This window comes from Pseudomonas sp. WS 5146 (assembly GCF_012985495.1).
GTDB classification, from domain to species: domain Bacteria; phylum Pseudomonadota; class Gammaproteobacteria; order Pseudomonadales; family Pseudomonadaceae; genus Aquipseudomonas; species Aquipseudomonas edaphica.
The window spans coordinates 94,889-108,135 of sequence record NZ_JAAQWL010000010.1; the positions used below are offsets into that span (position 1 = coordinate 94,889).

Here is a 13,247-nt window from a genome sequence, read left to right on the forward strand (position 1 = left end):
ATGCGCGAACCCGGTTTATTGAAACCCGCAGTCCTGTGGCTACTGCTGTTGGCGCCGCTGTTTTTCAGCACCTACGGCTTTGCCACCTGGGTCACCAGCCAGCGCAGCGATGTGGGCACGCTGGTGTTCGGCTGGGAAACCCATATGCCGTTCTGGGCCTGGACCATCGTGCCCTACTGGTCCATTGACCTGCTGTACGGGTTTTCACTGCTACTGCCCAATACTCGCCATGAGCTGAAACAACACGCGTTGCGCCTGCTCAGTGCGCAAGTCATTGCCGTGAGCTGCTTTTTGATCTGGCCGCTGCGTTTCACCTTTGAACGGCCGGAGCTGGATGGCGTATTCGGCTGGCTGTTTGCAGTGCTGGCCGGGTTCGACAAACCCTTTAACCAGGCGCCGTCGCTGCATATCGCGCTGCTGGTGATTTTGTGGGTCATGTATCAGCGCCACACCCAAGGGTTTTGGCGTTGGCTGGTGCATGGCTGGTTTGCGTTGATCGGTATTTCAGTGCTGACCACTTATCAACATCACTTTATCGACTTACCCACAGGCGCCCTGGCCGGTTGGTTGTGTGTGTGGCTGTGGCCGGTGGAACATCCATGCCCGCTGTTGAATGCACGGCTGACGCGGGACACAAAACGATGGCGACTGGGCATGCGCTACGGCCTCGGCGCTTTAGTGCTGGTAATCCTGGCCTTGGTGCTGCGCGGCGGGTGGTTGTGGCTGCTTTGGCCAGCGGTTTCCTTGGGTTTGATCAAGGCGAACTACTTTGTACTCGGCGCGTCGGGCTTCCAGAAGCGCAAAGACGGCCGGCTCACTCCTGCCGCGCGCTGGCTGTATGCACCGTATTTGGCGGCCGCGTGGATAAATTCCAGGCTGTGGACACGTAAACATCCACAGCCTGACCAAATTGTGGATAACGTCTGGCTTGGTCGAATTCCTGCCAACGGCGAGCAAGGTTCCTTCAAGGCTATCGTCGATCTGTGCGCCGAATTGCCGATTAATCCACAGGGCCGCGCCTATGAATGCGTGCCCGTGCTGGACCTGATTGCCCCGTCTCCCGCCGAGTGCCAGCAAGCCGCCGAAGCCATTGAACGCCTGCGTTCAAACGGCGCGTTGCTGGTGTGCTGCGCCCTCGGCTACTCACGCAGCGCCACCGCCGTCGCCGCGTGGCTGCTGCACAGCGGACGCGCCGCAACGGTCGACGAGGCACTGGCTATTATTCGTACAGTACGGGCCGAAGTGGTCCTGCATCCTGCTCACCGTAAAGCGTTGGAGGGTTTGCCCCATGCCCGCTGATATGGAACTTCAGGTTGTTGCCAGCCTGCTGCGCCGTGGCCGTTCGCTGGATCAGTTATCCACAGGCCTGACCGTGGCTGGCGTGTTCTTTGGCCTCGCTCAGTTGCTGTTGGCGAGCGTTTCGACCCTGTGCCTGCTGCTAAGCCTGTGGATGATTATTCTTGGCTTGCTGCAAAAGTACTGGGCCTTGCGCGTGGCCTTCGACGCCGACCTGTTCGCCCTGCTGGCCCGCGACACCGAGCGCACGGCCGACCTCGACCAAGCCTTGCAGAGCCTCGGCCTGCAATCGCCCAAACGCGCCGGCCGACCCTGGATCGAACGCCGTCGCGGCGCGCTCAAACTGCTGCGTAAACAAGCCTGGTTGCTGGGCGCGCAAGCGCTGCTGACCCTGGCCGTCATCCTCGCCAGCCCTTGGCTACCTTTCGCCGGATAAGGAATTCCCATGTTCGAACCCGTGGTCGCCACCCTGATTACCTCGATGGCCCGCACCGTCACCGGCGCCCGCAGCCTGTGGCTGGGCTGCGCACCGGTGCCGGTGCAGCGCATCTACTTCGCCAACCACAGCAGCCACGGTGATTTCGTCTTGTTATGGGCGTCGTTGCCGCAGAACCTGCGCAAATTCACGCGCCCGGTGGCCGGCAGTGATTACTGGAACCAAAGCGCACTGCGCCGCTACATCATCAACCGCGTGTTCAACGGCGTGTTGATCGACCGTGAGCGTAAAGACCCTGTGGATAACCCCTTGCAGCCGATGCTCGCCGCGCTGGAAGGCGGCGATTCCTTGATCATATTTCCCGAAGGCACGCGCAACCTGGAGGACGGTTTGCTGCCGTTCAAAAGTGGCCTGTATCACCTGGCAAAAAGTTACCCACAGGCCGAATTGATTCCGGTGTGGATCGCCAACCTCAACCGGGTCATGCCCAAGGGCCGCGTACTGCCGCTGCCGTTGCTGTGCACCACCAGTTTTGGCGCGCCGCTGCAATTGGAAGACGGTGAAGACAAAACCGCCTTCCTCGCCCGCACCCGCGACGCCCTGCTTGCCCTCGCCCCGGAGCATGTCTGACATGGATAGCCAAACCCTGATGCTGTTCGGCGGAATCGGCGCGATCCTGGTGCTCGCCTCGCTGATCGGCCTGATCCTCAAACTGCGCACCCGTGGCACACCGAATGCGGTGGTCGACAACCTTAACGCCCGCATCAATGCCTGGTGGGTGATGGTGGTGGTGATCGGTATCGCCTTCTGGCTCGGCACTGGCGCGGTGATCCTGCTGTTCTACGCGGTGTCGTTCTACGCCCTGCGCGAATTTCTCACCCTCACGCCGACACGGCGCAGCGATTACCCAGCGCTGGTGGCGGCGTTCTATCTGGCGCTGCCGCTGCAATACCTGCTGATCTACGCCGACTGGTACGGGCTGTTCTCGATCTTTATCCCCGTGTACGTGTTCCTGCTGCTGCCGATCCTCGCCTCACTGGGCGGCGACAGCACGCACTTTCTGGAGCGTGCGTCGAAGGTGCAATGGGGCCTGATGATCGCGGTGTTCTGCGTGTCGTTCGTGCCCGCCCTGCTGACGCTCGACATTCCCGGCTACGAAGGCCGCAACCTGTTGCTGATCGCTTACCTGGTGATCGTGGTGCAGCTGTCGGACGTGCTGCAGTACGTGTGCGGCAAGCTGTTCGGCAAACACAAGATCGCGCCCAACCTGTCGCCGTCCAAAACCGTGGAAGGCTTTGTCGGCGGGATTCTGCTGTCGTCCCTGATCGGCGCGGCGCTGTGGTGGACCACGCCGTTCAACCCGTGGCAGTCATTCCTGATCGCGCTGCTGATCAACCTGCTGGGCTTCGCCGGCGGCATCGTGATGTCGGCGATCAAGCGCGACCGGGGCGTGAAGGATTGGGGGCACATGATCGAAGGCCACGGCGGGATGCTGGATCGCCTGGATTCGGTGTGCTTCGCCGCGCCGATTTTCTTCCACCTTGTGCGCTACTGGTGGACTTGAGACACACACACTCTCTCAAGCCCAACACACATCAATTGTGGGAGCTGGCTTGCCTGCGATAGCGGAGTGTCAGCCAGCATCACTTTTTGGTGTGCCACCGCCATCGCAGGCAAGCCAGCTCCCACAGGGTTTTGTGGTGTATTGGGAGGCCCCCGCTCAATCCGAAACCTTGCTTCGCGGCCAACCTTTCGATCGGTTTTGCGGTACGCCTCACCTTTGTGCAACACACCTGAGCACGCTGACCACTTCACGTCATCTTTTGTATCAAAGACGCGTGTAAGATAGGCCGCACTTTGCCAGGGATGCTCACCATGTTCGATTCGTTGAAAGCGATCAGCCGCCGAATTCTCGGTGCTTTACTGACTGTGGTGAGTGCCATCTTTGGCCAATGGCAGCCGCCCGCCTGGCTGCGAGCCACGGGCCGTGGCGTGGGGAACCTGGGCAGTAAAGCCCGCGCCTATCCGCGCCAGGCGGGTGCCGGGGTCTTGGGCCTGGTGCTGCTGGCCGCTGCTGGTTTCTACGGCTGGCACTGGTATTCGAATTTGCCGCAGCCCCACACCGTGGGTTATTCGCTGCATAAGCCGAACCTGACCGATTACACCCAGCAGCCTCCGGTTGTGGATAACTTGCAGGTGCGCTTTGCCGAGTCCGTGGCTCCGCTGGCGGCCATTGGCAAGCCGGTCACTGAAGGCATTACCCTTAAACCCGCTGTAGCCGGTGCCTGGCGTTGGTCTGACGACCGCACGTTATTGTTCGTGCCGGAAAAAGACTGGCCTGTGGATGCCCATTACACGCTCGACCTGGCCAAGAAACAGCTGCTGGCTGACGGCGTGCTGCTCAGCCAATACAGCAGCCAGTTCTCCACCCAACCGTTCCGCGCCACCCTGGCGCAAAACGAGCTGTACCAAGACCCGTCCAACCCCACACTGAAACAGCTGGTGGCGACCTTCCACTTTTCCCACCCGGTGGATGAAGACAACCTGCGCAAGCGCGTCTCGGTAACCCTCGGCAAAGGCCTGGCCTACCGCGACGCCCAGCTGCCCAACCGCCCGGAAATCACCTTCGACGACCTCAAGCTCAATGCTTACGTGCGCTCCGCCGCCCTGGCCACGCCACTGGAAAGCACGCCGGTCAGCGCCAAGCTCGATGAAGGCATCAAAGCCCGTGACGGCGGCAATGCCAGCAACGCGCCACTGGTGGCGGAAGTCACCGTGCCCGGCCGTTATCGCCTGACGTTTACCGGTGCCGAAGTCAGCTTTGTCGACAACGAGCGCGGCGAACCGGAACCGGTGTTGATGTTCAGCAGCTCCAGCGCCGTGGCCGATGACACCATCGCCGGTAAGGTCCAGGCCTGGCTGCTGCCGGCCAAGGCTGAAGACGACACGCGCCCTTACACCAGCAACGACATCGACGACGCGATGCTGGCGCGCAGCACCAAGGTCAGCCTGACCCACGTGCCCAGCGTCGAGCCGCTGAACACCCTGCATGCGTTCAAGTTCAAGGCTCCGGCCGGCCGCGCGCTGTATGTACGCGTGCCCGCCAACCTGGAAGCCATTGGCGGTTATCTGGCGAAAAACCCTACCGCTTCGCTGATCAGCATGCCGGCGTACCCACGCACCTTGCAGTTCCTGTCGGACGGCGCGCTGCTGAGCCTCAACGGTGAAAAACGCCTGGGTTTCATGGCCCGTGGCGTGCCCGGTGCCCATGTGGAAATCGCCCGCCTGCTGCCCAACCAGTTGCAGCATTTGGTCGACCAAAGCAGCGGCAGCTTCGCCCGGCCGAATTTCGGCAATGAATACTTCGACCGCATGGTTGAGCGTCAGTCGCTGGATATTGCGTTGTCGTCCAATGACCCGGCGAAAACCGTCTACGACAACGTCGACCTCAGCCACTACCTCACTGCCAATGGCGGCCGTCGCGGTATTTTCGTGCTCAAGCTGAGCCCGCAGGATGACCCGGCCGAGCGCACGTTCGAGTACGAACGCAACAGCACCAGCGACCTGCGTTTTATCGTGGTTACCGACCTTGGCATCATCGCCAAGCGCTCCAGCGACGGCAGCCACGATGTGTTTGTGCAGTCCATCGGCAACGGCTCGCCGGTCGCCGATGCACAAGTCGATATCATGGGTCGCAACGGTCTGCCGGTCGCCAGCGGCCGCACCGATGCCGAAGGCCACGCGCATTTCGCCAAGCTGGATGAACTGCGCCGTGAGAAAACGCCGCTGATGTATGTAGTCACGCGCGGCAATGACCAGTCGTTCCTGCCGATTGCCCGTCAGTCCCAGCAGTTGGACTTTTCACGCTTCGATGTAGGCGGTTTGGAAGAAGACGGCGCGATTAATCGCCTCAGCGCGTATATGTTCACCGACCGTGGCCTGTACCGCCCGGGCGAGACCGCGCACCTGGGCATGATCGTGCGCAGCGGCGACTGGAAAGGTGCCTTGCAAGGCCTGCCGGTTGAACTGCAAATCACCGACCCGCGCGGCCTGGAAGTGATTCGCCAGCCGCTCAAACTGTCCACCAGCGGCTTTGAAACCTTTGATTTCCCCAGCAGTGAAGTCGCTCCCGCCGGTGAGTACACCGCGACGTTGCAGCTGATCGGCCAGAAAAACACCCGCACCGACCTCGGCAGTGTCAGCTTCAAGGTCCGCGACTTCGAGCCGGACCGCATGAAGGTCAGCCTGAGCCTGCACGACACGCCGGTGTTGGGCTGGATTCCACCGGACCAGGTGGTGGCCAAAGTCACCGCGATGCACTTGTTCGGCGCGCCGGCAGCCGGCCGACGCGTCACGGCGAAGATGTCCCTGAGCCCGACGCTCGCGGCCTTTGACCGTTACCCCGATTACCGCTTCCGCCTCAACGACGCCCTGGAAGAAGCCAGCACCGAAGACCTGGCTGAAACCACCGCCGACGACAACGGCCAGGCCGTACTCGACCTCAACCTGCAACGCTTTGCGAGCAGCACCTATCGCCTGCAGGTGATGACCCAAGTGTTCGAGGCCGAAGGTGGCCGCAACGTGGCGGCGCAAAGTGCGCTGCTGGTGTCGTCCGCGCCTTATCTGGTTGGTGTGAAAAGTCAGGATTCGCTGTCGTACGTCGCCAAGGACGCCCCGCGTCAGGTGCAATGGCTGGCCGTCGCGCCGGACCTCACGCCGATGGCCGTGGATGGCCTGACCAGTGAAGTGGTCGAACACCGTTACGTGTCGGTACTGGTGAAACAGTCCAACGGCACCTACAAATACGAGTCGCGCATCAAGAACATCAGCCAGCCAGCCTCACCGCTGACGATGACCAAGGACGGCGCCAAGCAGACCCTGAACACCGGCACGCCGGGTGATTTCACCCTGCAGGTCAAAGACGCCAATGGCCGCCTGCTCAACCAGATCGACTACAGCGTGGCCGGGCGCGGCAACACCTCGCGCTCGCTGGAGCGCAACGCCGAGCTGCAACTGCGCCTGGATAAACGCAGCTATGCCACCGGTGATGAGATAGCGATCAGCATCCGCGCGCCTTACACCGGTGCCGGCTTGATCACCATCGAGCGTGACAAGGTTTACACCCAACAGTGGTTCAAGGCCGACAGCACCAACAGCGTGCAACATATCCGCGTGCCTGCCGGGCTTGAGGGCAATGCCTACGTCAACGTGCAGTTTGTGCGCGACATGGGTTCGCCTGAGGTCTATATGAGCCCGCTGTCCTACGGCGTGGTGCCGTTCAGCATCAACCTGGATGCACGGCGCATGGCGCTCAAGGTTGAAGGCCCGGAGAAGATCGAGCCGGGGCAGACCCTGGATATCAAGGTAACTGCCGACCGCCCAGGCCGCGCGGTGGTTTACGCGGTGGACGAAGGCATCCTGCAAGTGGCGCGTTACCAGACGCCCGACCCGTTGGGCTTCTTCTTCCAGAAACGCGCATTGGAGGTTGGCACCAGTCAGATCCTTGACCTGATCCTGCCGGAATTCAGCCGCCTGCTCAGTGGCGCAGCGCCCGGTGGTGACACCGAAGGCGCGCTGGCCAACCACCTCAACCCGTTCAAGCGTAAACACCAGCCGCCCGTGGCCTGGTGGTCCGGGTTGGTTGACCTGCCGGCCGGTGAAACCGTGCTGCATTACCAGGTGCCGGACAGCTTCAACGGCAAGCTGCACCTGTTTGCGGTGGCAGTGGACAGTGACAGCGTGGGCGTCAGCGAGGCCAATACCGAAGTGCGCGGGCCGATTGTGATCACGCCGAACGTGCCGGCCTTTGTGGCGCCGGGGGACGTGTTCAATGTGAGCGCCGGGGTGTTCAGTAACCTCGACGCGGCAGCGGACGTGAAGTTTGAAGTGCAGACCAGCGACGGGCTAAACGTGCAGGGCGACAAAGGCAGTACCCTGTCGCTGCAACCGCGCAAGGAAGGCACTGCCGAGTTCAAGATCAAGGTCGGTGAAACCCTCGGCTCCGCGGACCTGCGTTTTGTCGCGGTACTGCCGAACGGCAAACGTATCCAGGTCGCAGAAACCACGTCGATCCGCCCACTGAGCGAGCATCGCGTGGCCTTGAGCCTGGGCCGGTTCGACAGCGCCAGCAAAGAGCTGAAACCGACGCGTGAGCTGTTCAGCCAATTGCGCGATGTGCAACTGGGTGTGGCTGCCTCGCCGCTGGTATGGGCCAACGGCCTCAAGCATTACCTGGATGACTATGGCTACGCCTGCACCGAGCAATTGGTGTCCAAGGCCATGCCGGCGTTGATCTGGGGCGGTACCGCACCAGAAGCCGAACAAGCCTTCAGCGGCGCGGTGCGCATGCTGCGCCAGCGCCAGAACTCGGCCGGTGGCTTTGGTTTGTGGGCCGCCAACCCGGACGTGGCGCCGTATGCCAGCCTGTACGCCACCGACTTCCTGATCGAAGCCAAGGAACGCGGGCTGCCGGTGCCGGAAGACCTGCTGGCGCGCTCCAACGCCTACCTGACCGACTTGGCCAATGGCCCAAGCGAAGGTCTGTCGGAATTGCGCAACCGTGCCTACGCCAGTTACCTCTTGAGCCGTCAGGGAATTCTGGTGAGCGGCGCCTTGAGCGATATCCGCGAGCGCTACGAGAGCTACTTCAAAGACACCTGGCAAAACGACCTTGGCGCCGCTTACCTGGCGGCCAGTTACAAGCTGCTCAAGCAGGATCGTCAGGCCGATACCCTGTTCCGCAAAATCCCGTGGCGTTCGCTGGTGGATAAGTGGGACAGCGACGGCCTGTATTACGACCCGCTGGTACACGACGCCGAGCACTTGCACCTGCTGGCGCGCCACTTCCCCGAGTTGCTTGACGATGTACCGACGGCGCTGCTGGATAAACTCGGCAAGCGCCTGAACGAACAGCGTTACAACTCGCTGTCGGCCGCCCTGCTGCTGCGCGCCCTGGACAATTATGGCCAGCGCGCCCAGAGCGACATGACCCTCAAGGCGACCGCCTGGCTGGGCGACAAGCAACAGCAATTGCTGGAGATGGCCGGCCAGCCACCGCGCGCCGCCGTGCCGGGTAAAACGCAGAAGCTGGTGATGGAAAAAACCGACGGACCGGCCGCCTTCTACATGCTCAGCGAAGCCGGTTTCGACAAGGGCGCCAAGCTCAAGCCCATCAACAATGGCCTGGAGATCATCCACGAATACCTCGACCTCAAAGGCGAGCCAGTGAGCAAAGTCGCGGTGGGCGACGAGTTCCTGGTGCGCCTGCGCCTGCGCGCCACCGACCGCGACCAAGTGCAGCAAGTGGCCGTGGTCGATCTGCTGCCCGGTGGCGTCGAGCCTGTGTATAACTTGCCGCCGGAGCCGGAAGCGGCCGCCAGCAACGAAGAAAGTGAAAGTGAAGGCGACGATTCCGAGTACGTGGAAACCGCAGACGGTGACGAAGCCGATACCTGGCAGGCGCCGATCGGCGAAACCGAGCTGAGCAACTGGCAGCCGGACTACGTGGACGTGCGCGATGATCGGGTGGTGTTGTACGGCACCGCGCTGCGTGATGTAGGCACTTTCGTGTACCGCGTGCGCGCCACCAACGCAGGGACGTTCAATACGCCACCGGCCTACGCCGAAGGCATGTACGAAACCACCCTGCAAGGGCGCGGCAAAGTAGGCCAGCTTGAAATTACCAAGCCTTAAACGCCTGACGCCGCTGCTTGCAGCGGCGGTACTCTTTACAGGCACGCTGGCGGGGCTGCGATGGTGGCCCCATGCCCCGCTGGAACAGGCCGTCACCTCGTCCCGCGTGGTGTTGGCCGATGACGGCGCGTTGCTGCGCATGACCTTGGCGCAGGACGGGCAATATCGCCTGTGGCTGCCGCTGGAGCGCATGTCGCCGTCACTGGTCGAGGCCTTGCTGCTAAAGGAAGACCGCAATTTCTATTGGCACCCGGGCATCAACCCCCCGGCGTTGCTGCGCGCGGCCATGGCCACCTACAGCGGCGGCCAGCGCCAGGGCGGCTCGACCTTGAGCATGCAGCTGGCGCGGCGGCTGTGGGACCTCAACACCCGCCAAGTGCCGGGCAAATTGCAGCAGATGGCCCTGGCGCTGTGGCTGGAAGCGCGCTACAGCAAGCACGATATCCTTGAGGCTTACCTGAACCTGGCGCCCATGGGTGGCAATATCGAGGGCGCCGAAGCGGCCAGCCGGATTTACTTTGGCAAGTCGGCGGCGCAGTTGTCGTTGTCCGAAGCCTTGGCGCTGGCGGTGATCCCACAGCAACCGGGGCGACGCGCGCGCTTCGGGCCGTCGCTGCAACATGCGCGGCTGCGCTTGATGGCCGACTGGCGCGAAACTTATCCACAGGACCCGCGTAACGACAGTTTGCTCGACTTGCCTCTGGAGGCGCGCAACCGCCAGCAGATACCGTTTCTGGCACCGCACTTGAGCGAACAGCTGCTGGCGTCGCAACCCGGCAACGAACTCAACTCAACCCTCAACCTGCCTTTGCAGCAACTGCTCGAACGCTTGATCACAGGCTTTATTGCCGAGCGGCGCAGTACCGGTGTGGAAAACGCCACGGCCATCCTTGTGGACAGCCGCGACCAGAGCGTCAAGGCGCTGGTAGGTTCGGCGGATTACTTATCCACAGGCATCCACGGGCAGGTCAACGGCGTGTTGTCGCGGCGCTCACCGGGGTCGACGCTCAAGCCGTTTCTGTATGGGTTGGCGCTGGATCAGGGGGTTATCCACCCCATGAGCATCCTCAAGGATTTACCCAGTAACTTCGGCTACTTCCAGCCGGAAAATTTCGACGGCAGTTTTGTCGGGCCACTGACGGCGCGGGATGCGTTGATCCGTAGTCGCAATATTCCGGCGGTGTGGCTCGCCAGCCAGGTGCAGTCGCCCTCGCTGTATGGCTTGCTGCAACGCGCCGGTATCAAAGGCTTGCGTGGGGAAAGCCACTACGGTTTGGCCCTGGCCTTGGGCGGCGGCGAGATGACGCCGGAGGAACTGGCGCGCCTGTATGTGATGCTGGCAGGTGACGGGCATCTGCGGCCTTTGCGCTATTTGCAGGAACAACCGCAAACCACCGGCGCGCAACTGCTCACGCCCCAAGCAGCCTTTATGGTGCGCGACATGCTGCGCCGCAACCCACGCCCGGATGGCCTGCCCGGCCGCCACTGGCGCACCGCGTGGAAAACCGGCACCTCATGGGGCTTTCACGATGCCTGGAGCGCGGGCCTGGTGGGGCCGTATGTGCTGGTGGTGTGGGTGGGTAATTTTGATGGGCGGCCGAACCCGACGTTTATCGGCGCCAAAACCGCCGCGCCGCTGTTCTTCCGTATCGCCGACGCCCTGCCGCTGGCCTTGCCCAACGTGGTTATCAAGCCCGACAAGCCGCCCGCCGGGCTGGTGCGCATCGACGTGTGTGCGGCCTCCGGCGAGTTGCCCAACCGCTGGTGCCCGCAAACCCGCAAGACCTGGTACATCCCCGGCGTGTCGCCAATTCGCGTGTCCAACCTGCACCGCCCGGTACTGATCGATACCCGCACCGGCAAGGCCGCGTGCCCGCCGTTCGACCCGCAATACACCCGCGAAGAAGTCTTCGAATTCTGGCCCAGCGACGTGCAGCGCCTGTACCGCGCCGCCGGCCTGCCCCGGCGCACGCCGCCGAACGTGATGAAAAATTGCCAACCCAACCGCATCAGCGACCAAAGCGAAGCGCCGCAAATTCGCTCGCCGCTGACCCAGGTGAGCTACCAGTTGCGCCTGTCCCAGCCGCAGGAAAGCATTCCGCTCAATGCCAACGCGGCCAGTGATGCGACCACGCTGTACTGGTTTGCCGACCAGACCCTGATCGGCCAAGGCCCGCCGCAAACCACCTTGAACTGGCGGCCGGGCAAGTCGGGCGAATACCGGCTGCGGGTCAGCGATGATCAGGGGCGCAGTGCTAGCCGCGGGTTACGAGTAGAGTTTGTACCTTAGGTCAACTCGGTTTTGAAAACGCTCGCCACCAACGCCTGCAAAGCCCGCTGTTGGGTAATAGAAAAGGCCAGTGCGACGATGATCACGCTCAGCCAGATCAAAAAAATCTTGAATGGATCGAACTCGAGCGCCACCAATGCCCACGTCACCAGGCCGCCACCGATCACGCCAACCACTCCCCAGGCGATAAGTATGGGCTGAACCCGCTTGTGGATATCTCGATAAAGAAACACCCGTGCAACGCACATCAGCACGAATACTATGCCCATCCAACCGAAGGCAGCCAACAACGGCAGCGATAAACCTTGGCGCTGATACAACAAAGCCACCCATTCATAGAATGGCCCCAATACAGCCATTTGCTGGAACGTATCGCGGCTGGGCAACTGCCACTGCATCCATTGCGCCGGATCTATAAGCAGTAGCGCCATACCGAACAACACCACCAAGGCACTGCATAACCCCAAGGCGCGCCACGCTGGCACAGCGAGACGATAGTTGTTCACAGTGCGCAGCCGCTCCACACCAAATACCGTATCGGCCTCCTCACCCCGGACGATCACCGTTTTACCGTTACGCTGTATTGCAGTACCGATAACCATGACCTCCAGGCTTTCGCTGAGCAAGATTTCTCCTTGCTGGCGGCCCGGTCCTGCGGTGTAACGATAGTCCCCTAGCTGTGGCACTTGGCCTGAAAACAACTCAATGCCTTCGGCGATGATATCCACAGTGCCGTGGGCATCCTTGAGCGCAAAGTCATTGCATTGTGCGTCAGTAAATACTGTCCGCCATGCATCCCTTTCGCCGCTGTCGCGGTAGCTCTCCTGGATCTGCAGTGAATACCCGGCACAGGGCAAGCCATCCACTGGGGATAAGCGCGACTCTTTGAGCATCACAGTGCCACAGACTTTTACCAGACCAGGTCTCAGCGAGTACGAAAGGCTGAGCGGCAAGCGTTTGTCCGCACGGTAGAAACCTCTGTTCATAGTGATGACACCCCTGTCTGGCTATCCATAAGGCTGCATTCTAGGGATAAGGTGGCCGCTAATGCACATCAATGAGGCAGGGAGCATGGGGGTTCTCGGCGGGCTACCTCATGCAGTCAACTCGGTGTAATTCGACTCGCCGCCACCTGTCGCGCCCGACAACCAGCCCCAAACAAAGCTCAAGGTTGTGCGCCCTGACGCGTCGACACCCACTGTACCTCTCGACCACCCGGCAAGTAGTTGCTCGTCCATCGTCACACAGTGAAAAAGCAGCTCAAAGGTGTTGTGACCTGTCACCTGTCCGACCTGCGCTCCCAAACGAATCCGACCGCCTTGGTAAGTACTCGAAATAACGCCATCTTCGACCAGGTAATGAAATACCGTGCCGACACCGGACAGTCCTTGGGCGTTGTTCGCCACCGCAAATCGGCGATTGTGCAAGCGTGCGTGTACGATTGTAGAGAGGCTTTGCATAAACGGGCGTCCTTGAGTTGGCGGCTCCAGCATGTAAAAAGGGGCTATTGAAATAGCCCCTTCCGATACGCCA

General features: G+C 61.6%; 8 protein-coding genes. 6 read left to right on the plus strand and 2 right to left on the minus strand.

Features of this window, described 5'->3' with window-relative positions:
• From HBO41_RS23005 to pbpC, 6 genes are all read left to right on the plus strand, one after another.
• Entirely contained in the window at positions 1-1,299 is a 1,299-nt protein-coding gene (locus HBO41_RS23005; protein WP_169987871.1) for a phosphatase PAP2/dual specificity phosphatase family protein, read from the plus strand.
• Positions 1,289-1,732 carry a hypothetical protein gene (locus tag HBO41_RS23010; RefSeq protein ID WP_169987873.1) on the plus strand — a complete coding sequence of 148 codons (444 nt, stop codon included), beginning with the start codon at positions 1,289-1,291 and terminating at the stop codon, positions 1,730-1,732. Before HBO41_RS23005 ends, HBO41_RS23010 begins: the two co-directional genes overlap by 11 nt.
• A 9-nt stretch (positions 1,733-1,741) precedes the next feature.
• A complete protein-coding gene (locus HBO41_RS23015; protein WP_017135106.1) occupies positions 1,742-2,362 on the plus strand; it encodes a 1-acyl-sn-glycerol-3-phosphate acyltransferase in 621 nt (206 codons plus the stop codon).
• 1 nt (position 2,363) lies between these two features.
• The gene (locus HBO41_RS23020) at positions 2,364-3,296 is read left to right on the plus strand and encodes a phosphatidate cytidylyltransferase (RefSeq protein ID WP_017135107.1); all 933 of its coding nucleotides are present in this window, start codon (positions 2,364-2,366) and stop codon (positions 3,294-3,296) included.
• A 311-nt stretch (positions 3,297-3,607) separates the two neighbouring features.
• The gene (locus tag HBO41_RS23025) at positions 3,608-9,424 is read left to right on the plus strand and encodes an MG2 domain-containing protein (protein ID WP_169987875.1); all 5,817 of its coding nucleotides are present in this window, start codon (positions 3,608-3,610) and stop codon (positions 9,422-9,424) included.
• Entirely contained in the window at positions 9,405-11,714 is a 2,310-nt protein-coding gene (gene pbpC / locus HBO41_RS23030) for a penicillin-binding protein 1C (RefSeq protein WP_169987878.1), read from the plus strand. The genes HBO41_RS23025 and pbpC overlap by 20 nt, the downstream gene beginning before the upstream one ends.
• Here pbpC and HBO41_RS23035 read toward each other — a convergent pair.
• Together HBO41_RS23035 and HBO41_RS23040 are read right to left on the minus strand one after the other, a co-directional pair.
• On the minus strand, positions 11,711-12,700 hold the full coding sequence (locus HBO41_RS23035; RefSeq protein ID WP_099550206.1) for a hypothetical protein: 990 nt from the start codon (positions 12,698-12,700) through the stop codon (positions 11,711-11,713). The genes pbpC and HBO41_RS23035 overlap by 4 nt on opposite strands.
• A 108-nt stretch (positions 12,701-12,808) precedes the next feature.
• Positions 12,809-13,174: a hypothetical protein gene (locus tag HBO41_RS23040; RefSeq protein ID WP_099550205.1), complete on the minus strand. Its 366-nt coding sequence runs from the start codon at positions 13,172-13,174 to the stop codon at positions 12,809-12,811.
• Between the last annotated feature and the right edge of the window lie 73 nt (positions 13,175-13,247).

Bases quoted from the DNA above. Each gene is read 5' to 3' on its own strand.
- HBO41_RS23040 (WP_099550205.1), bottom strand. From the start codon at position 13,174: ATGCAAAGCCTCTCTACAATCGTACACGCACGCTTGCACAATCGCCGA.
- HBO41_RS23005 (WP_169987871.1), top strand. From the start codon at position 1: ATGCGCGAACCCGGTTTATTGAAACCCGCAGTCCTGTGGCTACTGCTG.
- HBO41_RS23015 (WP_017135106.1), top strand. From the start codon at position 1,742: ATGTTCGAACCCGTGGTCGCCACCCTGATTACCTCGATGGCCCGCACC.
- HBO41_RS23010 (WP_169987873.1), top strand. From the start codon at position 1,289: ATGCCCGCTGATATGGAACTTCAGGTTGTTGCCAGCCTGCTGCGCCGT.
- HBO41_RS23020 (WP_017135107.1), top strand. From the start codon at position 2,364: ATGGATAGCCAAACCCTGATGCTGTTCGGCGGAATCGGCGCGATCCTG.
- HBO41_RS23025 (WP_169987875.1), top strand. From the start codon at position 3,608: ATGTTCGATTCGTTGAAAGCGATCAGCCGCCGAATTCTCGGTGCTTTA.
- HBO41_RS23035 (WP_099550206.1), bottom strand. From the start codon at position 12,700: ATGAACAGAGGTTTCTACCGTGCGGACAAACGCTTGCCGCTCAGCCTT.